This is a genomic window from Streptomyces sp. BE303 (genome assembly GCF_036290945.1).
Classification (GTDB): domain Bacteria; phylum Actinomycetota; class Actinomycetes; order Streptomycetales; family Streptomycetaceae; genus Kitasatospora.
In genome coordinates, this window is record NZ_JAQYWZ010000826.1 from 105,797 (window position 1) to 126,324 (window position 20,528).

Here is a 20,528-nt window from a genome sequence, read left to right on the forward strand (position 1 = left end):
GTGACCGCCGCCACCCTTCGTCGCCGGCCGGTCCGACGAAAGTCGCGCACCCGGCGGACGCTCGGCGGGGCCCCCGCCTCACCGGTAGGCGGTGAGCAGCAGCGCCACGTCGTCGACCCGGTGCGTCGAGCCCACCTCGTGCAGCAGCCGCTCCGCCAGCCGGTCCAGGACCTCGACGCCGTCGCCGGCCGACCCCGCCGCCGCGCCGTGGCCCGCGACCGCGGCGCGCAGCCGTTCCACGCCCTCGTCGATCGCCGCGGCCGGGTCCTCCACCAGCCCGTCCGTGTACAGCACGAGCAGTGAGCCGGGGGCCAGCCGCAGTTCACTGACCGGGTACTCGGCCCGGTGGTCGACGCCGAGCAGCGGCCCGCCCGCCACGTACAGCGCCTCCGTACGCCCGTCCGGGTGGCGCAGCACCGGCGGGAGGTGTCCCGCCCGGGCCACCAGCGCGTGGCCGTCGCCCGGTGTGAGCCGGATCAGGCAGCAGCTGGCGAGCAGCCCGGGGTCGAGGTCGAGCAGCAGCTGGTTGGTCCGGGCGAGCACCTCGTCCGGCGGGTGGCCGACGGTGGCGAAGGCCCGGACGGCGCTGCGCAGCTGGCCCATGGTGGCGGCCGCGCCGACGCTGTGGCCCTCGACGTCGCCGATGACCAGGGTGAGGTCACGCCCGGTGACGATGGCGTCGTACCAGTCGCCGCCGATCTCCATGCCCTGGGTGCCGGGCAGGTAGCGGGCGGCGATCCGGACCTCGTCCAGGCGCGGCAGTCGGTGCGGGAGCAGCGCCTGCTGGAGGCCGCGGGCCAGGGCGAACTCGGCGTCGTAGAGGCGGGCGCGTTCCAGGGCCTGGGCGATGAAGCCGCCGAGGGCCGTGAGCAGGCCGCGTTCCTCCAGCGTGAACGAGCGGGCCCGGTCGAAGCCGAGGATGCAGCTGCCGACCGGGTGGCCGGAGGCGATCAGCGGCAGGAAGGCCCAGGCGCCCATCTCGTCCAGTTCGATGCCGGGGTAGGCGGCGGCGAGCTGCCCGACCGACTCGAAGAAGATCGGGGTGCCGGTGCTGAGCGTCTCGGCGCCGGGCACCCGGGCTCCGATCGGGGTGCCCTCGAAGTGGTCGAGGAAGCCGTCCGGGTAACCGCTCTGCGAGACGAGGTGCAGGCGCCGGTCCCGGACGGCGTAGATGGCGAGCTCCTGGCCGCCGAGGGCCGGCAGGATCTCGTCGGCGACCGCCCGGCAGACCTCGCGGACGGTGACGGCCTCGCTGAGCGCGCTGGCCAGCTGCAGCAGGTGGTACATGACGCCGAGGCCGGTCCAGGTGCCGGGCGCGGGCTCGGCGGGCGGTTCGGCCGCGCCGGGCGGGGGCACCGCGGCGACCACCCGGCCGGTGACGCCGTGGGCGTCCGGGTAGAGCGAGAAGGCGAGCCAGTGGTCCGGCGGACGCCGGGCGAGGAAGGCGGTGGGCTGCTGCGAGAGCAGCGAGGCCCGGTAGCGGTTCTCGTACACCGGGTCGGACAGCCAGGGCAGCACGTGCCAGGGGTGGTGGCCGAGCAGGTCCTCGCGGCGGGTCTGGAGCAGCAGCTCGACGCTGTGGTTGGCGAAGGTGATCCGGCCGTCCGGGTCGAGCGAGAAGACGCCGTCGCGCAGCCGTTCCACGGCGGCGGCGGCGGCCGTCCCGGTCCGGGTGTCGAGGACGGCACCGACTAGGCGGCTGCGACCGTCCGCACCGCTGCCGGGCACCCGGGCCCACAGCTCGACGGGGTACGGGTGCCCGTCCCGGTCCAGGACGCGCAGGCGGGCGGCGAGCACGTGGCCCCGGTCGAGGGCGCCGCGCACGGCGGTCCGGAACTCCGGCAGGTCTCCCGCGGCGATCCGGCCGGCCAGGGTTTCGGCGCGGCCGTCGAAGTCGCCGGGGGCGAGGCCGAAGATCTCGCAGAACTGGTCGTCGGCGGAGACCTCGCCGGTGACCACGTTCCAGTCGAACAGTCCGACCCGGGTGGTGGGCGCGGACGGCGGGGTCAGTTCCACCACGGTGGTGTCGCCGTTGGGCTCGACCGCGCCGCCGGCCGCCTCCAGGCCGGCCAGGCCGTTGGCGAGGCGGTTGGCGACCGTCCGCAGGTGGCGCCGCGCGCCCTCCGGCACCCCGTCGTCGGAGGCCGGCCAGAGCACGCTGAGCACCCCGTACGTGTCGTCGCCGGTGCGGATCGGGACGCAGGCCGAGGCGAAGTCGTAGGGCATGCCGACGGCCAGCTGGGGGAAGCGCCGCATCATGTCCTCGGTGTCGGACAGCGTGACCGTCCGCCCGGTGCGGTAGGAGACCGCTGCCGGCAGCGGCCCGGCGGCGGCGACCCGCCGGAACGGACTGATGATCGACAGCGGCACGCCGGCGATGGCGCAGAGCACCAGCGAGCGCCGGTCGCGCGAGCGGAGGTGGACGGTCGCGCCGTACGCGTCGGTGGTGCCCAGCACCCTCCGGACGGCGACCGCCAGCAGGGCGTCGCGTTCCTGGGCCGCGCCGTCCGGCCCGCCCGGCCCGGTCGCCACCGGGCCGGCGGGTCCGGCCGGATCCGCCCGGACGGGGGCAGCGTGCTCCCGGGGGCGGTGCGGGTCGGATCGCGCGTCCCGGGCACCACCGCCGCTCGGTCGCGGACCGGGCGGGTCCGCCGGCACACCCTGGCGCATCTTCTCTTGCTACGCCGGGCCCCAGGGGCTGTCAAGGCGAACCCACCGGACGCACCGGTCACACGGCCCCCGGGGTGCCCGTGCACCCCGTCCGCGTCACCATCGTCACCATGACCCGCAGCACCTCCGGCCCGACGTCCCCGACCACCGTGGTCAACCTCAAGGGCCACCGCGACGACCCCGCCTACGCCGACGTCGTCTACGTCGGCCGGGCGATGCACCGCGGCGGCTGGCACCTGGCCGCGTCGCCGCTGCACTGCCCGTGGCGGCCGGGGCCGGACCTGCCCAGGGAGCAGATGCTCGCCGACTACCGCGCCTACCTGCTCGCCCGTCCCGCCCTGCTCGCCCTCGTCCCCGGCCTCCGCGGCCACCGCCTGGGCTGCTGGTGCGCGCCGCTCCCCTGCCACGCCCAGGTCATCGCCGACCTCGCCGACCACGGCGTCCCCGCCTGAGCGGGCCGGCGCCGCCGCACGCGGGGCCGGCCGTGCGGTTTGGATATCCTCCGTGGACAGTGCAGCGCAGTGCTGCCCCGGGGGGAACGAGTACCGAGCCATGCCGTCCGTACCGTCCGAACGTTCCGAGAGTGCCGGGCGCGAGCCCGGCAAGGCGTCCTGGCAGTGGGACGGTGAGGGCGGCGGCACCGACGGCGGGCGGGCGGACGTGCTCAGTGGCGGGGGCGGCGGGGAGCGCGGACCGGGGCCGAACCGGCGGCGGCTGCTGCTGGGTGCCGGGGTGCTGGCCGCGGGCGCCGCGGTCTGGGGGGTGTCGCGGTCGTCGGGCGGGCCGGAACCGGCGCCGCCGAAGCCGCTGCCGCTGCCGACCCGGGTCAACGGGCCGGAGCCGCTCTGGACGTACCGGGGACCCGCGCCCATGACGCCGCTGCGGCTCGACGGCCGGCCGAACGCTCCGGTCCACCTCTCCGGGGACGCCCTGCGGGTGCTCGACCGGGACACCGGCGCCGTGACCCGCACGATGGAGTTCCCGGTGTCCAAGGGCGCGCCGGCCGACAGCCCGGTGATCGTCGGCGCCGGTCGCGTCTTCACCACCTCGCCCGGCCACATCGACGCCCGCACGCTGATCGGCCCGTTCGCCGACTGGAGCATGCCGTTGCCCGAGGAGCTGGGCGACCGGGTCACCCTGCTCGGCTGCGACGGAAGCCTGCTCTACGGCCGGGCCGAGAGCCGCCCGCTCGGCCCGGGCGGCAGGCTGTTCGCGGTGAACGCCACCACGCACACCGTGGTCTGGTCCCGCCCGGCCGCCGAACGCGGCGAAGGTCTGGTCGCCGCCCTCGACTGGTCCGGTCGCCTCCTGGCCCGGGACTCGGACCCGACCGCCGGGGTCTCCCTGCTGGACGGCGCCACCGGCCGCCGGCTCTGGGGGGCGGCGGGCAGCGCGGCGTGGTCCGCGATCGACCTGGAGAACCTGTACCTCCCCGACGGGGCGGCCGGTGTGCGGGCCCTGCGCCACGCCGACGGCGTCCCGCGCTGGTCGATCGCCCCCGGCCAGGGCGAGGAGTGGCGCGCCCTGCCTCCGGTGAGCGACGGCACCCAGGTCTACGTCCTGCGGGACAACGGGCTGGTCACCGCGCATGCCGTGGCCACGGGCGAGCAGCTCTGGCGGCACGAGCTGCCGTTCCGCCTCGACCGCCGCACCCGCCCCGTGCTGGCCGGCGCCGAGCTGATCGTCCCCGGCCCGGCCGCCGACGGCCTCCACCACCTGGAGACCGTGTCCGGCCGGGAGTCCCGGAGCTTCACCGACTCCGGCCCCGGCGTCGACGTCTGGTCGGTCTTCACGGACGGCGCGAACCTCTACGGCGGCCACGACAGCGTCCTGTACGCCATGGGCCCGCTGCCCGTCCCGTGACTGTTCGCCGAGGACGAACGGCGGCCGGCCCGGCGCCCGCCCACCCCCACGGCAGGATGACCTCGTGGACGACTCCGTGAAGATTCGCCCGATCTCGTTCGACCGCCTCGTCGAGCTGCTCGCCGAACGGATCGCCGCCGCACCCGGGGCCGACGGGCGCCGGCAGCGGGTGGCCGTCGACGGGGCGGCGGCGGCCCGGCCCGGCGCGCTCGCCGACGCCCTGGTGGAGCCGCTGCGGCTGCGCGGCCGCCCGGCCCTGCGGGTCTCGGCGGCCGACTTCCTCCGCCCGGCCTCGGTCCGGCTGGAGTACGGCAAGCAGGACGCCGACGCCTTCCACGACCTCTGGCTCGACGACGGCGCCCTGGCGCGCGAGGTGCTGGACCCGTTGGAGCCCGGCGGCACCGGCCGGGTGCTGCCGAGCCTGCGCGACCCGTCGACCGACCGTTCCACCCGCGCGCCGTACGTCACCCTGCCGCCCGGCGGCGTCCTACTGCTGGACGGTGCGCTGCTGCTCGGCCGGTGGCTGCCGCTGGAGCTGACCGTCCACCTGTCGCTCTCCCCGGCGGCGCTGGCCCGCCGCACCCCGTCCGAGGAGCGGTGGACGCTGCCGGCCTTCGCCCGCTACGAGGCGGAGACCGTCCCCACCGAGGCGGCCGACCTCACCGTCCGTGTCGACGACCCCCGCCACCCGGCCCTGGTCGAGCGCCCCTGACGCCGGACGGCCCGTTCACCGGCCGCGCCGTGCGCCCACCGGCCGGGCCGCCGGGGCCGGCCCGCGCTGGCAGTACGGGCACCAGAACGCCACCCGTTCCTGCGGCGGGACGCCCTGGCTCGCCGTCAGGACCTTCGTCCCGCAGCGCACGCACGGCCGGTCGGCCCGGCCGTAGACCCAGTGCTGGTGGCCGCGCCGGGTGTCCCCGGTGGTGACGTGGCCGGAGCGCAGCTTGTTGGCGTCGAGGAGCTGCCGGGCCCGGTCCACCAGCCGCTCGGGGCGGGTCAGTTCGCCGACCGGCGTCCACGGCGTGACACCGGCCAGGTAGCACAGCTCGTTGGCGTACACGTTGCCGATGCCGGCCAGGTTGCGCTGGTCGAGGAGGGCCTCGGCGAGCGGCCGGACGGGGTGGGCGAGCAGGCGGCGGACCGCCTCCGCCGGGTCCCAGCCGGAGCCGAGCAGGTCGGGTCCGAGGTGGCCGACGGCCCGCTCCTCGTCCCGGGTGCGGAGCAGCTCGACGACGGGCAGCCGGTAGCCGACGGCGGTGCCGCGTTCGGTCCCCAGAACGGCCCGGATCTGCCAGGCCGGTCCGCCGGCCCAGCGTTGGCCGGGGCGGTAGACCTCCCAGCGGCCGTCCATCCGCAGGTGGGTGTGGAGGGTGAGGCCGCCCGCCAGGCGGGTCAGCAGGTGCTTGCCCCGCGGGGCGACCTCCAGCACCCGGCGGCCGGTCAGGTCGGCGGTGGCGTGCGCGGGCACCCGCAGGTCCGCGGTGGTCAGCAGCTGTCCGGCGAGGGCCTCGTGCAGGCGGGCCGCCGCGCGGTAGACGGAGTCACCTTCTGGCATGCCTCCATCCTGCCTCCGTACGGCGGCCCGCCGCACGCCCGGCTACGCGGCGGTGCCCGCGCCGGCGGCCCCTTCGCGGACGACGACCACCGGGCAGGGCGCGTGCTCGGTGAGGTGGCGGCTCACCGAGCCGAGCAGCGCTCCCGAGAACCCGCCGAGGCCGCGGCTGCCGACGACGAGCAGCGCAGCTCCTGCGGCGGCCTCCAGCAGTGTCTGCGCGGCGTTGCCGGGCATGACCGACTCGGCGATCCGGACGCCGGGGTCGTCACCGACGACGCGGGTGACGCTCTCCGCGAGCGTCTTCCCGGCGAGTTCCTCGGGGTTGAAGTCGGGGGCCGGCACGCCCGCCCCGATCCAGCCGTAGAAGGCCGGGTACTCCCAGGCCGCGATGGCCTGGACGGTGCCGCCGACCAGCCGGGCGTAGTCGACGCCCCAGCGCAGGGCCTGCTCCGAGGCGGGCGAGCCGTCCACGCCGACGACGATCCGGGGGTTCGCGCTGTTGGCCATACCGCTGCTCCTTGCTCGACTGCTCTCCCGACTGCACTGCTGTCCCCTCGAACATAGATCAAAGCGGACAAACAGTCGCCATTTGCCACGCCGGGAGCCCCGAATGCTTTCGAACCCTGTGCGATCCGGGCCCGGCGCCGAGGAAGTCCAGGACGACCGGGCAGCCGGACCGCCGGACCGCCCGTCGGGCTGCCGGCCGGCCGGGCCGAAACGGCACCGGCGGGTGCGCGGCCCGATGGCCGTGCACCCGCCGGTGTTCCGGGCGGCGGTCGCCGCGGACCGTCAGGTCCGGTAGGCGGCCCAGGAGCTGGCCATCCTGGCGACCTGACCGGCGGTGAACTGCGTCATGCAGGAGTCGTACGTGTAGTCCATGAAGTTGTGGATCGGGTCGACCCCGGTGGTGGTGCAGGTGTCACGGCCGGCCGGGCACTGGTACGCGGCGCTCTTCTCGGCCGGGGTGTCCGAGACGTAGTCGCCCTGGCCGCTGCAGCCGCCCTGGAAGGTGTGGTAGAGCCCGAGCCAGTGGCCGACCTCGTGGGTGGCGGTGTCGCCCTCGTTGTAGTTGGTTGCCGAGCCGCCGGGGAACGAGGTGTCCAGGACGACCACGCCGTCGTCGGTCGGGTTGGACTGGTAGGAGCTGGGGAAGGTCGCCCAGCCGAGCAGCGACTGGCCGAGCTTGGCGGTGTAGAGGTTGAGGGCGCCCGCCTTGCCCTTGCGCAGCGCGCTCTTCATCGACCGCTCGGCGGAGGAGCCCGGGGTGATGCCGTTGTACCAGGTGGCGTTGTCGGTGTAGTCCGTGCCGGCCAGCTGGAACTGGAACTGGCTGGGGGTGTTGCCCGCACCCTGACCGCCGTACGCGGCGTTCAGGACGGCGATCTGCTTGGTGATCGTGGCGGCCGACAGCTTGCCGGTGGTCCCGGAGTGGACGACGTGCACGTACACCGGGACGGTCGTGGTGGCCGCCAGCGTGCCGGGGGCGAGCAGGGCGTTGCCCCCCGGGGAGAGCGCCAGCTGGGTGACCCGGGCCTGGAGTTCGGCGTCCATGGCCTTGGCCTGGGCGTCGCTGACGGCGTTGGGCTCCTGGCCGGCGGAACCGCCGGCGGGCTTGCGCGCGGCGGCGTCCTGGCTCGCGTCACCGGTGCACTCGGCGGCGGCGACCGGGGCCCCGGGGGCCGCGGTGGCGGTGGAGAACGTGGAGGGGGCGGCGAACTGGGTGAGTCCGAGGGCCGCGGTGAGGGCGGCCGCACCGAGGAACCTTGCGGCGGCACGCGAGGGCACGCGAGCAGAACGACGCATCTGCGCTCCTGAGGGGGAGTTGTGGGGGACGGCGGTTGAGGGGGGCCGCCGAGCTCAGGCTACGCAGAGTCGCGTGTACGCGTCAGGCTCGTTCCGGCCTGGAACTTCTGACGACATATCAGACATAATCCGGAAGTTTGAGCGGTCCGACCCGGCCGCACATCGAGCATTTCCCGTCGCGCGCATGCGCACAGTACCGGCCCCGGTCTGTCCGAAAGTTGACGCCCCGTCGGCTCCGTGGAGCGGCGACGGCCCTCGCCGAGACTACGACGCCACGAAGACGATCTCCCGGAGGGCGCGCGCACCGGCCCGGTCGAGTACCACCGCCGAGGCGCAGCCGGCCGGCGGCTCCCCCGTCCCCGCCAGCCGTCGGCGCAGCCGCCGGCCGGCCTCCCGGTGCCGTGCGAAGGCGTACGCGGAGACCGCCTGGCCCCGGGCCTGCTGCCCCTCGCGGGCCTCCTCTGCGCTGGCGTCCAGCAGGATCAGGTGCACCCGCCTCCCCTGCCGCGCGGCCTCCCGGACCAGCCACTGCCGGACGTGCGGCACCGCCCCGCAGTCGTGCACCGCGAGCGGGCCACCCGCCAGCACCGCGCGCCGCAGCCGACGGTAGTGGGCCACCCGGACCACCGGCCGGTAGACCGCGTAGGGCAGCCACCCGGGCACCCGGGCCGCGTACTCCTCGCGGACCTGCTGCGAGTCGACCAGCAGGGTGCGGACGCAGCGGCGCATCAGCGTGCTCTTCCCGCTGCCGGGCAGCCCGGAGACCACCAGCAGGTCCCCCGCCGGGTAGTGCAGCACGGCCGGCCGGGACCGGCCCTGCCGGAGGTCCTGCAGCCCGCGGGGGCGCAGCACCGTCCCGGCGGGCTCCGGCGACACCCCTCGACAGGCCGTCCGCGGCGCCGGCACCCTGGCGCCGGACTCGCCCCCGGCCTCGGGCGGCGCGACCGCGGCGACGGGCCCGGCCGGCGCCCCCGCGGTCGCGCCCGCCGGCGCCCCGGGCCCGGACTCGCCGCCGGTCCCGTTCCCCGACCGACTCACCGGCTCCGCCCCGGGCCCGGCCGCGGGCCCGGAATCGGCCGGTCCGGACAGGTCCGGCATCCCCAAGACCCTGACGTCCGCCATCGGCTCTCCCCCTGACTCCCCGCCGGCCCGAACGCTGCCCGGCTCCGTCTCCCGAAGAGCCTTCCCCCTTCAAGAGAAAGTAAAGACTAGTGGTCAGCCCCGGTCCGGGCCGAGTCCTTTACCGCTCCAGGAACGTCACAGAAGCGCACCGGGCACGTCACAGCGCCCCGGCCGGGCACGGCTGGGCGCAGGCCCGGGGAGGCCCGGCGGCCCCCCGGGACGCGTGGCGGCGGCTCCCCCGGCGCCGGGGCGCGCGTCCGGTGGAGCCGCCGGGCCGCGGCCGGACTCAGCCCAGCTGCGGGGCGATCCGGGAGGCGATCAGCTCCAGGTGGTCCAGGTCGTCCAGGTCCAGGATCTGCAGGTAGACCCGCCGGCTGCCGACGGCGGCGAACCGGCCGAGCCGCTCCACCACCTCGTCGGGCGTGCCGGCCAGGCCGTTGGCCTTCAGCTCGTCCACGTCACGGCCGATCGCCGCGGCCCGGCGGGCCACCTCGGCGTCGTCCCGCCCGACGCAGGCGACCAGGGCGTTGGAGTACACCAGGTCGTCGGCCTGCCGCCCGGCCCGCTCGACGGCCGCGCGGACCCGGCCGAACTGGGCGGCGCTCTCCTCGACCGAGACGAACGGCAGGTTGAACTCGTCCGCGAAGCGGGCGGCCAGCGCCGGCGTGCGGGTCGGGCCCTTGCCGCCGACCAGGACCGGGATCTTCTGCTGGACCGGCTTCGGCAGCGCGGGCGAGTCGGTCAGCCGGTAGTACTCCCCGGCGAAGTCGAAGGTCTCCCCGAGCTTGGTGTTCCACAGCCCGGTGACGATCGCCAGCTGCTCCTCCAGCCGCCCGAACTTCTCCTTCGGGAAGGGGATGCCGTACGCGCTGTGCTCCTCCTCGTACCAGCCGGCGCCGAGGCCGAACTCGACCCGGCCGCCGCTCATCGCGTCGACCTGGGCGACCTGGATGGCGAGCACGCCGGGCAGCCGGAAGGTGGCGGCGGTCATCAGGGTGCCGAGGCGGATGGTGCTGGTGTCCCGGGCCAGGCCGGCCAGGGTGATCCAGGCGTCGGTCGGGCCGGGCAGGCCGCTGACGTCGCCCATCTTCAGGTAGTGGTCGGAGCGGAAGAAGGCGCTGAAGGCACCCAGCTCCTCGGCGGTCCGGGCCACCCGGAGCAGGGTGTCGTAGTCGGCGCCCTGCTGGGGTTCGGTGAAGATTCGAAGATCCATACCGGCCATTCTGGTACAGACCACCCCGTGCTCATACCCGTTTCACCGATTCCGGCGGCGGTCGGGCCGGTGAACGGCCGGCGACCGGAGCGGCGCCGGGGCCGGGACGGCGGGAGTCCGGCCCGGGGACCGGGCGCCGACGGGCGCGGTGACCGGCCGGGCCCCGACGGGCTCGGACGGCCGGGCCGCGGGGTGGCCAAGGTCTCAACACGGAACCGCAACGAGGGGCCGTTCCCGCCGCCCCGCTCGCCTACCGTGGACGGATGTTCGCCACGCCCGACGGATCCCACCGGGGTTCCCCCGACGACTCCGACCCCTCCCACCGGCCGGCCGGCTGTCCGCTGCCCGGGATCGTCGCCGCCTTCACCCCCCGGCTCGCCGAGTTCGCCTTCGAGCCGGGCTTCGTGGCGGCGGTCGACCAGCACACCGCCGAGCTGCGCGAGCTGCTGTACGCGCAGGGGCCGGAGCTTTCGCCCCGGCCCCTCGACCGCGAGGAGCTGTCGGACTACGCGCTGGGCTTCCTCGACGCGCTCACCGAGATCGGCTGGCGCGAACCGGTCGGGTACGACTTCGCCGTGTACCGGCTGACCGCGATCTGCTGGCTGGTCCGGGAGCAGGGTCTGCTGCCCGCCTGAGTCCGGCACGCGCGGTGACCCGCCCGCCGGGCCCGGTCACCGCGCGGCGACCGGGCCCGGCGGACCGGCGCTCAGCCCGACTGCCCGCCCGGCCGGCCCGGGTCGATGCCCGGAGCCGGCGGTCCGGCCGGGGTGGCCGGGCGGACCGGCTGGTTGGCCAGCGCGTCCTCCCGGCCCGCCTGGTACGCGTTGCCGCGCAGCTTGGCGGTCTCCTTCTCGGCACCGTCCAGCCACCGCTCCCAGCGCTGGCGCATCGGAATGATCAGACCGCCGCCCACGCCGACCACCAGGATCCCGGCGACCGAGGCGAGCACCGCGATCAGCAGCGGGCCGGTGATGGCGGTGGCGATGCCCGCCTGGCCGAGCGCCGCGATCACACCGAGGGCGACGATGAAGGCCCAGGCGACGGTGGCCACCGTCCGCCCGTAGGCGGCGCCGGCGAGCGCGTTGCGGACGATGTCGCGGACGGCGTTGGCGATGGCCATCGCCACCACCACGATGACCACGGCCACGATGCCCTTGGGCAGCCAGCCGACGATGCCGTTGATCATCACGCTGATCGGGTTGGGGCCGAAGACGCCGAAGGCGAGCTGGAGCGCCATGAGCAGGATCGCGTAGTAGACGATCTTGCAGACGATCCCGGTCATGTCGTACTTGGAGCCGCTCAGGTACCGGGCGATCCCGCCGCGCTCCGCCACCTTCTCCGACCCGATCCGGCGCAGCCCCCGGTCCAGCAGTTTCGCGATGGCCTTGGCCACGAACCAGCCGATGACCAGGATCACCAGAAAGGCGATGAACTGCGGAATAAACTTGGCGACTTTCGACCAGGCTTCGGTGAATCCCGATCCGAAGTCGACAGATAGTGCGAGCTGCTGAGCCACGAAGTCCTCCACTCGGCGACGCTGCGCCCTGAGCGGCGCGCGGAACACCCCCACCCTTCGTGGATAGCAGCTCCACCGGCCGCCCGCGCGCGCCCGGCACCGGCGCTGAGCCGCCCGGGTGAACCCGACGGCCCCACCCGGCGCGTACAGTTGCGGTCCACGAAACGGACGGCGAAAGCGGTACAGGGTGGGCGGCAACGGTACGGGCGGACACCGGGCGCTGGTCTGGCAGGAGCGGCCCGAGCAGCCGGGCGCCGCGGTGCTGGTGCTGCACGGCGGCGAGGAACACAATCTCTCCCGGCCCGGCCGGATCAACCCGCCCGGCCTGCGGATGGCCGGCTTCGTCCGCGCGCTGCGCCGCGAGACGGCCGGCGCGGGCGTGGCGATCGGCACCGTCCGTTACCGCCACCGGGGCTGGAACGGCGAGCGCGCCGACGCCGCCCGCGACACCCGCGCCGCCCTCGACGACCTCGCCGAGGAGCTGGGCAAGGTCCCCACCGTCCTGATCGGCCACTCGATGGGCGGCCGCGCCGCCCTGCGCACCGGCGGTCACCCCCAGGTCAGCGGCATCGTCGCCCTCGCCCCCTGGTGCCCCGCCGAGGACCCCTGCGAGCAGCTCGCCGGCCGAGACGTCCTGATGCTGCACGGCGACCGCGACCGGGTCACCTCCCCCGCCGACACGCTCGCGTTCGCCGCCCGCAGCCGCGCCGCCGGGGCCCGGGTCTGCGGCTACACCGTCCTCGGCAGCGGCCACGCCCTGCTCCAGCGGGCCGGCGACTGGCACCGCGCCGCCGCCCGTCTCTCCGCCGGACTGCTCCGCCTGCGCGACCTGCCGCCGGAGGTCACGGCCGCCCTGGCCCTGCCCGCCGACGCCACCACCGCCCTCGGCCTCCCGCTCCCCGCCCAGCCCCGCGCCGCGGCCCCCCGCCACCCGGCCCAGCCCCTCCCCACGGACGCCTGAGGCCCGCCCCGGCCCACCCGCTCCCCGGTCCGGACGAAGCCGCCCGGCCCCGCCGGGGCGCCGAGTGACCGGAGCACCACTCGGTCCCGTACCGTCCGCGACCCTGCGCGACTGCGCCGTGATGATCACCGTCGCCGGCGGCTTCCGCGGCAGCGGCTTCCTCGTGGCCCCCGGCCTGGCCGTCACCGCCGCGCACGTCCTCCGCGGGAACGGCCGCCCGGGCTCCGCGACCGGCCCGGTGGCCGTCCGGCACGCGTCCGGGGAGTCCCCGGTCACCACGGAGGACACCCGCGTCGACCCGGCCTCCGGGAGGGCGCAGCTCGTCGAGGCCGACCACGGCCGGACCTCGGACCCCCTCGCGGTCCTGTCCGTCTCCGGGCCGGTCCTGGAACTGATCCGGGAGCGGCTCGGCGGCCAGTGGAGCACCGGCTTCACCGAAGTCCCCCCGGCCGGGGCGGATCCGCGCACGGGCGGCACGACCCACACCTTCACCGGCAGCACCCTGCTCCTGGGCCGGGCCCTGGCCGGCTCCGCGGGGGGAGACCGGCCCGGCCCGTGGTGACGGGCCCCGGCCGCTGCGCGACCGGTCAGCCCTCGGCGGTCAGGCCAGCCGCTCGATCAGTTCGGCGGCGAGCGGAGCGGCGGAGGCGGGGTTCTGGCCGGTGACCAGGTTGCGGTCGACGACCACGTGCGGGGCCCACGGCTCGCCCTCCTGGACCAGGACGCCGGCCTCGGTGAGGCGGTCCTGGAGCAGCCACTTCGCCCGGTCCGCGAAACCGGCCTGGGTCTCCTCGGCGTTGGTGAACGCGGCGACCCGGTAACCGGCGAAGGCGTTGGCGCCGCCCGCCGTCGTGGCGGCCAGCAGGGCGGCCGGGCCGTGGCAGACCACGCCCAGCGGCTTGCCCGAGGCGAGGGCGTCGGCAAGCAGCCGGCCGGAGACCGGGTCGACCGCGAGGTCCTCCATCGGCCCGTGGCCACCCGGGTAGAACACGGCGTCGTAGTCGTCCGCACGTACGTCCTCCAGCCGGACCGGACGCTGCAGCCCGGTGAACGCGGCGAGGGTCGCGGCGACGTGGTCGGCGCCCTCCTGGCCACCGTTGACCTCGGGGGCCAGGCTGCCCCGGTCCACGGTCGGGACGACCCCGCCCGGGGTGGCGACGGTCACCTCGTGGCCCGCCGCCCGGAACGCCTCGTACGGGGCGGCGGCCTCCTCCGCCCAGTAGCCGGTGGGGTGCTTGGTGCCGTCGGCCAGCGTCCAGTGGTCGGCGCCGGTCATCACGAAGAGGATCTTCGACATCGGGTTGCTCCGAAGGGGTTCAGAGGGAAGGGGTTCAGGGGGGAGCGGACCCGGGTGGGACGGGGTGACGCTCCGCGGTTCCCGACGCGCCGGGCCCGGGCCGCCCGTGCGGCGACGGGCCGTCAGCACGGTGACGAGATCGACAGTAGGGCGGCGTCGCGCGCGGGACCAATGGAGAATCCGATGTCCGGTATCGGGATCCCGATGGCCGCCGGGGGCCCGACCGGACCGGTGACCCCCGGGTGGCGGTCCCCGGACTGGCCCGATGCCCAGCTCCATGATCAACTCCCGCGCGGCCGACAGAGCGGCCGCGCCGGCCGTGGCGGCCTGCTCGGCGCGTCCGCGACGGCGTGCGACGCCCTCGACACACCGGCCTCACCTCCGGGGACCGTCGCGGCCCTCGCCGTGACCCCGGCCGTACCCGCTCCGCCGACGGCCCGCGCGACGGCCCCCGCCACAGAGCCCCCGGCGACTTCCCCGACGCCCCGCCCCACGGAGCCCGGGAGCACCCCGACCCCGAGTACCCCGGCCGGAGGCACCCCGCCGAAGAAGCCCGCCTCCCCCTCCGTCCCGGCCACGCCCACCCGGCCGAGCGCCCCGCGCACGACCCCGCCGGCGGCGGACGCGGGCGGGGGCGCCGACTCGCCCGGGCGGCACGACGGCAGCGCCTACGACAACCTCTCGCCCGAGGGCAAGGCGGCCCACGACACCCAGAACTGCGCGCAGATCCCCGGGAAGAGGAAGGGCAGCTGCAACGAACCGCACCGCAGGTGCAAGGAGCACGGCGCCACCGCGACCTCCGCCGCCGGTGCGGCACTCACCTGCCGGACGGCCTCCTGGGACGGCCGTCTGCGCTGCCTGGCCGCCGGGGAGTGATCCCGCGACCGTGGCCCCCGGCCGGGCGAGGACCGCGCCGGGGGCCCCGGACCGGCATCCGTCAGCCCGTGCAGGTGGTGGCGGGCTTCTCGTCCAGGAAGCCGTACTTGAGGAGGGAGGACACGTAGTACGGGTCCGTGCCCAGCTCCGCGGGCTTCAGGGCGGCGTCCTCCTTCAGCCACTGCTGGACACCGCCGCCGGGCTGGGCGAAGGCGGCCGCGATGTGCCCCTGAAGGACCTTGAACTCCTTCACCACCACGTAGCAGTGGTAACTGTCCTGGGGCACGCCCTGCGCGTCCGGGATCGGGTTGAGGCTGTCCGGCGGGATCGCCCGCGCGGAGTACGCGGTGCCGGCCGTGGACAGGTAGCGCCCGCCGGCGGATCCGAAGCGGTCGAGCTTCGTGTCCTTCGGCACCGTCGCCACGGCCTGGTCGACCGTGCCGTTGACCTCGCGGAACCCGTCCGCCGCCGGGTACTTCCAGTCCAGGCCGTCGCGGTACCAGGAGAGGAACTGCTGGGGCGTCAGCCCGCCGAAGCGGTAGTAGCCGTTGAGCAACTTGCCGACCGGTCCGGTCGGCAGGGTCCGGGGGCCCAACTCCTTGAACCCGCAGTAGAACTTCTTCTTGTCGTCGTCGGTGGGCCGGTACTGCTCCCTCGGACAGTCCGTGGGCTCCGCCTCCACGGAGGCCACCGCGGCGGCGGCGCTCTGGGTGGCGGCCGTACCCGTCACCAGCAGGGCTGCGGCCATGGAGAGGGCGGCAAGGGTTCGAGAACGCATGGAGCGATGCCTCCGGGTGGTGGTCAGAGACCAGGGTCGGCGCGGGAGCGCGGAACGGCTCTGTCAGCACCGGAAGTTACACATCACCACGACATCACTTCGTGGGCGAAACGCTCCGGCGCCCACCCTTCACCCGTTCGGCAGCTCGGGCCGACGGGACCGGCGCGAGCACGTGCGGAGGCCGTCCGGGCCGGGCCGGGCCGGCGGTCGACCGGGCGGGCGGGCGACGAGCCCCCGGGCCGGGCCGCCGGTCGACCGGGCGGGCGGGCGTGGCGGCCGGCGCGCCGATCTCGACGGTGCCCCCGCTGTTCGTCCTCGCCCTGCCGGGCAGACACATCGTGGGGCCGCACCGCTCAGCCGTCCCGCTCGCGCCCGCTCACGCCGTTCTCACCGATGGGAGCACCCGCCATGGCAGATCCCCACCCGTCCGACCCCCACCCGCCCGCCGCCGTCCCCCGGTTCCCGGCCGGCTTCCTCTGGGGCGCGGCCACCTCCGCCTACCAGGTGGAGGGCGCCGCCGCCGAGGACGGCCGCACCCCGTCGATCTGGGACACCTTCTGCCGCGTCCCGGGCAGGGTCCACCGGGGCCAGACCGGCGACGTCGCGACCGACCACTACCACCGCTACCGCGACGACGTCCGGCTGATGGCCGAGCTCGGTCTCACCGCCTACCGGTTCTCGGTCTCCTGGCCGCGCGTCCGACCCACCGGGCGCGGCCCCGCCTCACAGCGCGGTCTGGACTTCTACCGCCGCCTCGCCGACGAACTGCTCACCGCCGGGATCACACCGGTCGCCACGCTCTACCATTGGGACCTGCCGGAGGAGTTGGAGGCGGCCGGCGGCTGGCCGGAGCGCGCCACCGCCGAGCGGTTCGCCGAGTACGCCGCGCTGGTCGGCGAGGCCGTCGGCGACCGGGTCCACCGGTGGACGACCCTCAACGAGCCCTGGTGCAGCGCCTTCCTGGGATACGGCTCCGGCGTCCACGCCCCCGGCCGCACCGACCCGGTGGCCGCCCTGCGCGCCGCCCACCACCTCAACCTGGGCCACGGCCTGGCCGTCCAGGCCCTGCGCGCCGCTCTGCCGGCCGGGGCCCTGCTGTCGGTGGCGCTCAATCTGCACGCGGTGCGCCCGCTCACCCCGTCCGCGCCGGACCGGGACGCGGCACGCCGGATCGACGCCGTCGGCAACCGCGTCTTCCTCGGGCCGATGCTGGAGGGCGCGTACCCCAAGGACCTGCTGGACGACACCGCCGGTCTCACCGACTGGTCCTTCGTCCGGCCCGGCGACCCGGCGACGGTCCACCAGCCGTTGGACTGGCTGGGCGTCAACTACTACACGCCCACCGTGGTCTCCGCGACCACCGAGGGGACGGAACCCGCGCGCCAGGACGGCCACGGCGGCGGCCAGGTCTCCCCCTGGCCGGGCGCGGACCGGGTGGGCTTCCACCGGGCACCTGGCGACGTCACCGCGATGGACTGGGCGGTCGACCCGTCCGGCCTGCACGAGCTGCTGACCGGGATGGCCCGGCGGTACCCGGGGCTGCCGCTCGCGGTCACCGAGAACGGCGCGGCCTACGAGGACGAGGTCGGCGCGGACGGCGCGGTCGACGATCCCCACCGCGCCGCCTACGTGCGCGCCCACCTGGCGGCGGTGCACCGGGCCGTCACCGACGGCGCGGACGTGCGCGGCTACTTCCTGTGGTCCCTGCTGGACAACTTCGAGTGGGCGTACGGGTACGAGAAGCGGTTCGGGCTGGTCCACGTCGACCCCCGGACCCTGGCCAGGACCCCGAAGTCCAGCGCCCACTGGTACGGGCGGGTCGCCCGCAGCGGCGAACTGCTCCCCCTCGACGGGGCGTAGCCGGTGCCCGGCCTCCGGGGCCGCGACGGCCGGGCCCGGGCCGGCCGGGGTCCTCTCACGGACGGGCGGGCACCAGGGCGGTGAGGACCCGCCGGGTCTTGCTCTCGGGGTTCCCTGAGAGCAGGACCCCCCGGTCCCGCACGGCCGATTCGAGCTTCCGCTGCTTGCGCGCGACCCGTTCCGCGAACGCGTCGGGTTCCTCGTCCTCCTTGGGCTTGACCCGGATCGAGACTTCGAGGAAGTCCAGACCGCCAACCGCCCACCGCTCCAGGTCGGCCTCCACGTCGTCGAGCGGCACGTCCTCGCCCTTGGTGGAGGCGATCGGGCCCAGTGCGACGAGTCCGTCGATCCGCACCTCGGGTGCGCACCCGCGGAGGAACTCCCGCTGCCGGACGCCGAGCGGTGCGGCGGTGTCCGCCCCGGGCGCCACCGCGTCCAGCAGCGCCGCCTGCGGGTGCGTGCCCGTCGCGGACGCCGCGAGCGTCCGGCGACTCCCCGCCAGGTCCTCCTCGATCCGGTACTCGAACGACTCCTCCTCGAACGGGCAGGTGAACGGCCCGACCAGCTGTTCCCCGGTGCACGGGCGCAGCTTGACGGTCAGCTCGTCCGGGGTGTCGCCGCTCCGGAGGCGCACGATCACCCCGCCGTCCAGCAGGGGCAGTCGTCCGTCGGCGACGCCGTCGCGGTCCTCGGCGAACCAGATGAGTCGCTTCCGCGTACCGCCCCGGGGTTCACCCAGGGCCGCCAGGGCCTCCTGGACGTCGCCGTCGACATTGACCTTGATCTCGACCGGAAGGATCATCACCTTGCTCCCGTCACGCACCGTCACACGTCGCCGGGAGAGGCCGGTGCCGGGCCGGGGTCGGGCTGTTCACGGGACACACCCGGAGGCTCGGTGACGATTCCCCCGCGCTCACGCAGCCGCACGGTTCCAGGATATCCGCGCCGCCCTGGACCGCAGTTCGGCGGGCCCGGGGGCCCTGCGTCGCGGGCCGCCGCTGCTGCCGCCCCGGGCCCGGCGCTGGTGCAGGCGGGTGGCGCGCGGCCGTCCGGCGTGAGGGCGGCGGCGATCGGGGGCAGGCGTCCCTCATGGTGCAGATCGGATACACGATGATGACCGAGCAGCGAGCCCCCCGTGACCTGGTCGCGGACGTGGTGCGCGCCGAGCAGGCCGGGTTCGACTTCTCGGTGATCTCGGACCACTACTTCCCCTGGCTGGACGAGCAGGGCCACGCGCCCTACGCCTGGGCGGTGCTCGGAGCCGCCGCGCAGGCCACCTCCCGGATCCCGCTGATGACCTACGTGACCTGCCCGACGTTCCGCTACCACCCGGCGGTGGTGGCCCAGAAGGCCGCCACCCTGCAGCTGCTGTCCGAGGGCCGCTTCCGGCTCGGCCTGGGCAGCGGGGAGAACCTCAACGAGCACGTGGTCGGCCAGGGCTGGCCGAGCGCCACGGTGCGCCACGCGATGCTCGCGGAGGCGGTGGAGATCATCCGGGCGCTCTTCGACGGCGGGTACGTGACCCGGCACGGCCAGTACTTCGACGTCGAGGGCGCGCGACTGTGGGACCTTCCGGACGTGCCGCCGCCGATCGGGGTGGCGGTGTCCGGGCCCGCCTCCGGGAAGCTGGCCGGCCGGCTGGCCGACCTGGTGATCGCCGTCGAGCCCGACCCGGCCCTGATCGCCGGGTTCGCGCGGCACGGCGGGGCCGGCAAGCCCGCGGTGGGCCAGTTGCCGGTCTGCTGGGACCGGGACCGGGACGCCGCCGTACGACGGGCGCACGAGCAGTTCCGTTGGTTCGGCGGCGGTTGGAAGGTCAACGCGGAACTGCCGGGCACCGCGGGTTTCTCGGCCGCGAGCCGGTTCGTCCGGCCCGAGGACGTCGCCGAGGCCGTTCCCTGCGGCGACCGGGTCGAGGACTTCGTGGAGGCGGTGCGCCCGTTCGTGACCGCCGGGTTCGGGGAGGTCGCCCTCGTCCAGGTCGGCGGCGAGAGCCAACCGGCTTTCCTCGACTGGGCCGAGGGCACGCTGCTGCCGGCGTTGCGCGCCGCGTTCTGAGCGCGGCGGCCCGGGGGGCGCCCGGCGGGTCGCGGGGCCGGGGGCCACGGCGCCGGAGGCTTCCGGGGCCGGGGGCTGCCGGCTCCCCGGCTACGGAACGTCGAACTCGGCCCAGACCACCTTGCCGGGGCGGCCGGCGAGCGGCGCGTGCCCCCACCGGCCGACGAGCAGCGCGACGGCGTGCAGGCCGTGACCGCCGAGCTGTCCGGGCGCGTGCGGCACGCGCGGCCGGGGCGGCGCGTCGGAACCGTCCAGCACCTCGATGCGGAGGATGTGCGCGGTGGCGGACAGGACCAGCTGGTCCGGCCCCCCGGCGTACCGGCAGGCGTTGGTGACCAGCTCGGAGACGACGAGCAGCACGTCGTCGGCCCGCGCCTGCTGATCGGGGTCGGCGGTCGGCAGCCAGCCCCAGTCCTCCAGGGCCGACCGGGCGTGGTCCCGGCAGCGCCCGACCACCCCCGGACCGCCGCCCGGGGTCAGCCTGCGGGTCTGCCCCGTGGCCGGAAGCCCGGACAGGACCGGCCGGCTCATCGTCCGGTACTCACTGATGCTCATCTGTCCTCACTCCGACGCGACCCTTGCGACCCTTGCGACCCCCTGCGGCACCCTGCGACCGGAGGGACCGGGTGACGCGCCCGGCCCGCCGACCACGGCCCGCCACCCGCGGGGGTCTTGTGCCCCGAGGTGCTCCGGAAACACCGCCCGGTGACCGGCCGGGCGCGTCGCGGGACCCGTCGCGGGGCCGTCGCGGGGCCGTCGCGGGGCCCGCCGCCCGGCACGTCCGGCACGGCCGGCGGTGCAGCCGGGGACGGGGCGAAAACGGTCGCCGCCACCGAAACACCTCCGAATCGTGGAGGAAAAGTGAAGATCGAGTGGTCATCTGGCAAAGGTAGGTCTGTTCGGGTCGAGGCCGGGCACGTGAGTCCCGTCGTCACCCGCGAATGATCATCAGCAGA

Annotated in this window: 20 protein-coding genes; 9 read left to right on the top strand and 11 right to left on the bottom strand. The window is 75.6% G+C overall.

The annotated features are described in order from the left end of the window. Nucleotides 1–78 precede the first annotated feature (78 nt). Complete coding sequence (locus PUR56_RS29195) at nt 79–2,532, bottom strand: SpoIIE family protein phosphatase (RefSeq protein ID WP_329951138.1); 2,454 nt, start codon at nt 2,530–2,532, stop codon at nt 79–81. 248 nt (nt 2,533–2,780) lie between these two features. Here PUR56_RS29195 and PUR56_RS29200 point away from each other — a divergent pair, with 248 nt between their 5' ends. The 3 genes from PUR56_RS29200 (at nt 2,781) to PUR56_RS29210 (ending at nt 5,245) form a co-directional block, all read left to right on the top strand. After that, nucleotides 2,781–3,122, top strand: a complete 342-nt coding sequence (locus tag PUR56_RS29200) for a DUF4326 domain-containing protein (RefSeq protein WP_329881776.1) — start codon at nt 2,781–2,783, stop codon at nt 3,120–3,122. A 100-nt stretch (nt 3,123–3,222) separates the two neighbouring features. Beyond that, nucleotides 3,223–4,533 (top strand): outer membrane protein assembly factor BamB family protein, encoded by a 1,311-nt coding sequence (locus PUR56_RS29205; protein ID WP_329951139.1) that lies wholly within the window; start codon nt 3,223–3,225, stop codon nt 4,531–4,533. 76 nt (nt 4,534–4,609) lie between these two features. Then, nucleotides 4,610–5,245 (top strand): uridine kinase, encoded by a 636-nt coding sequence (locus PUR56_RS29210; RefSeq protein WP_329951175.1) that lies wholly within the window; start codon nt 4,610–4,612, stop codon nt 5,243–5,245. Between the two features lie 15 nt (nt 5,246–5,260). Here PUR56_RS29210 and PUR56_RS29215 read toward each other — a convergent pair whose 3' ends face one another. The 5 genes from PUR56_RS29215 to PUR56_RS29235 form a co-directional block, all read right to left on the bottom strand. Continuing rightward, nucleotides 5,261–6,088 (bottom strand): DNA-formamidopyrimidine glycosylase family protein, encoded by an 828-nt coding sequence (locus tag PUR56_RS29215; RefSeq protein ID WP_329881774.1) that lies wholly within the window; start codon nt 6,086–6,088, stop codon nt 5,261–5,263. 42 nt (nt 6,089–6,130) lie between these two features. After that, nucleotides 6,131–6,595: a universal stress protein gene (locus tag PUR56_RS29220; RefSeq protein WP_329951140.1), complete on the bottom strand. Its 465-nt coding sequence runs from the start codon at nt 6,593–6,595 to the stop codon at nt 6,131–6,133. A 282-nt stretch (nt 6,596–6,877) separates the two neighbouring features. Next, nucleotides 6,878–7,891 (bottom strand): zinc metalloprotease, encoded by a 1,014-nt coding sequence (locus tag PUR56_RS29225; protein WP_329951141.1) that lies wholly within the window; start codon nt 7,889–7,891, stop codon nt 6,878–6,880. Between the two features lie 264 nt (nt 7,892–8,155). After that, entirely contained in the window at nt 8,156–8,767 is a 612-nt protein-coding gene (locus PUR56_RS29230) for an AAA family ATPase (RefSeq protein WP_329951142.1), read from the bottom strand. 532 nt (nt 8,768–9,299) lie between these two features. After that, the gene (locus tag PUR56_RS29235) at nt 9,300–10,226 is read right to left on the bottom strand and encodes an LLM class F420-dependent oxidoreductase (RefSeq protein ID WP_329881770.1); all 927 of its coding nucleotides are present in this window, start codon (nt 10,224–10,226) and stop codon (nt 9,300–9,302) included. Between the two features lie 263 nt (nt 10,227–10,489). Here PUR56_RS29235 and PUR56_RS29240 point away from each other — a divergent pair, with 263 nt between their 5' ends. Then, nucleotides 10,490–10,861: a DUF6401 family natural product biosynthesis protein gene (locus PUR56_RS29240; protein WP_329951143.1), complete on the top strand. Its 372-nt coding sequence runs from the start codon at nt 10,490–10,492 to the stop codon at nt 10,859–10,861. A gap of 71 nt (nt 10,862–10,932) precedes the next feature. Here the strand turns inward: PUR56_RS29240 and PUR56_RS29245 are convergent, their stop codons facing one another. Next, on the bottom strand, nt 10,933–11,742 hold the full coding sequence (locus PUR56_RS29245; RefSeq protein WP_329951144.1) for a mechanosensitive ion channel family protein: 810 nt from the start codon (nt 11,740–11,742) through the stop codon (nt 10,933–10,935). A gap of 187 nt (nt 11,743–11,929) precedes the next feature. Here PUR56_RS29245 and PUR56_RS29250 point away from each other — a divergent pair, with 187 nt between their 5' ends. Then, the gene (locus PUR56_RS29250) at nt 11,930–12,703 is read left to right on the top strand and encodes an alpha/beta hydrolase (protein ID WP_329951145.1); all 774 of its coding nucleotides are present in this window, start codon (nt 11,930–11,932) and stop codon (nt 12,701–12,703) included. Between the two features lie 64 nt (nt 12,704–12,767). Then, entirely contained in the window at nt 12,768–13,265 is a 498-nt protein-coding gene (locus tag PUR56_RS29255; RefSeq protein ID WP_329951146.1) for a hypothetical protein, read from the top strand. Between the two features lie 39 nt (nt 13,266–13,304). Here the strand turns inward: PUR56_RS29255 and PUR56_RS29260 are convergent, their stop codons facing one another. Then, complete coding sequence (locus PUR56_RS29260; protein WP_329951147.1) at nt 13,305–14,000, bottom strand: type 1 glutamine amidotransferase domain-containing protein; 696 nt, start codon at nt 13,998–14,000, stop codon at nt 13,305–13,307. 183 nt (nt 14,001–14,183) lie between these two features. Between PUR56_RS29260 and PUR56_RS29265 the strand changes: the two genes are divergently transcribed. Next, nucleotides 14,184–14,876: a hypothetical protein gene (locus tag PUR56_RS29265; protein WP_329951148.1), complete on the top strand. Its 693-nt coding sequence runs from the start codon at nt 14,184–14,186 to the stop codon at nt 14,874–14,876. Nucleotides 14,877–14,937: 61 nt separating this feature from the next. Here PUR56_RS29265 and PUR56_RS29270 read toward each other — a convergent pair whose 3' ends face one another. Beyond that, nucleotides 14,938–15,654, bottom strand: coding sequence for a TNT domain-containing protein (locus PUR56_RS29270; protein ID WP_329951149.1), 717 nt, complete (start codon nt 15,652–15,654; stop codon nt 14,938–14,940). 408 nt (nt 15,655–16,062) lie between these two features. On the opposite strand from PUR56_RS29270, the gene PUR56_RS29275 reads away from it, so the two are divergent. Next, nucleotides 16,063–17,514 (top strand): GH1 family beta-glucosidase, encoded by a 1,452-nt coding sequence (locus tag PUR56_RS29275; RefSeq protein WP_329951150.1) that lies wholly within the window; start codon nt 16,063–16,065, stop codon nt 17,512–17,514. A 55-nt stretch (nt 17,515–17,569) separates the two neighbouring features. Here the strand turns inward: PUR56_RS29275 and PUR56_RS29280 are convergent, their stop codons facing one another. After that, the gene (locus PUR56_RS29280; RefSeq protein WP_329951151.1) at nt 17,570–18,316 is read right to left on the bottom strand and encodes a hypothetical protein; all 747 of its coding nucleotides are present in this window, start codon (nt 18,314–18,316) and stop codon (nt 17,570–17,572) included. Between the two features lie 287 nt (nt 18,317–18,603). On the opposite strand from PUR56_RS29280, the gene PUR56_RS29285 reads away from it, so the two are divergent. Next, entirely contained in the window at nt 18,604–19,572 is a 969-nt protein-coding gene (locus tag PUR56_RS29285) for an LLM class F420-dependent oxidoreductase (protein WP_329951152.1), read from the top strand. A gap of 90 nt (nt 19,573–19,662) precedes the next feature. On the opposite strand, the gene PUR56_RS29290 is transcribed toward PUR56_RS29285, so the two are convergent. Then, entirely contained in the window at nt 19,663–20,127 is a 465-nt protein-coding gene (locus tag PUR56_RS29290) for an ATP-binding protein (protein ID WP_329951153.1), read from the bottom strand. Between the last annotated feature and the right edge of the window lie 401 nt (nt 20,128–20,528).

Bases quoted from the DNA above. Each gene is read 5' to 3' on its own strand.
- PUR56_RS29275 (WP_329951150.1), top strand. From the start codon at position 16,063: ATGGCAGATCCCCACCCGTCCGACCCCCACCCGCCCGCCGCCGTCCCC.
- PUR56_RS29215 (WP_329881774.1), bottom strand. From the start codon at position 6,088: ATGCCAGAAGGTGACTCCGTCTACCGCGCGGCGGCCCGCCTGCACGAG.
- PUR56_RS29290 (WP_329951153.1), bottom strand. From the start codon at position 20,127: ATGAGCATCAGTGAGTACCGGACGATGAGCCGGCCGGTCCTGTCCGGG.
- PUR56_RS29205 (WP_329951139.1), top strand. From the start codon at position 3,223: ATGCCGTCCGTACCGTCCGAACGTTCCGAGAGTGCCGGGCGCGAGCCC.
- PUR56_RS29220 (WP_329951140.1), bottom strand. From the start codon at position 6,595: ATGGCCAACAGCGCGAACCCCCGGATCGTCGTCGGCGTGGACGGCTCG.
- PUR56_RS29240 (WP_329951143.1), top strand. From the start codon at position 10,490: ATGTTCGCCACGCCCGACGGATCCCACCGGGGTTCCCCCGACGACTCC.
- PUR56_RS29235 (WP_329881770.1), bottom strand. From the start codon at position 10,226: ATGGATCTTCGAATCTTCACCGAACCCCAGCAGGGCGCCGACTACGAC.
- PUR56_RS29285 (WP_329951152.1), top strand. From the start codon at position 18,604: ATGGTGCAGATCGGATACACGATGATGACCGAGCAGCGAGCCCCCCGT.
- PUR56_RS29280 (WP_329951151.1), bottom strand. From the start codon at position 18,316: ATGATCCTTCCGGTCGAGATCAAGGTCAATGTCGACGGCGACGTCCAG.
- PUR56_RS29225 (WP_329951141.1), bottom strand. From the start codon at position 7,891: ATGCGTCGTTCTGCTCGCGTGCCCTCGCGTGCCGCCGCAAGGTTCCTC.
- PUR56_RS29265 (WP_329951148.1), top strand. From the start codon at position 14,184: ATGTCCGGTATCGGGATCCCGATGGCCGCCGGGGGCCCGACCGGACCG.
- PUR56_RS29270 (WP_329951149.1), bottom strand. From the start codon at position 15,654: ATGCGTTCTCGAACCCTTGCCGCCCTCTCCATGGCCGCAGCCCTGCTG.
- PUR56_RS29200 (WP_329881776.1), top strand. From the start codon at position 2,781: ATGACCCGCAGCACCTCCGGCCCGACGTCCCCGACCACCGTGGTCAAC.
- PUR56_RS29260 (WP_329951147.1), bottom strand. From the start codon at position 14,000: ATGTCGAAGATCCTCTTCGTGATGACCGGCGCCGACCACTGGACGCTG.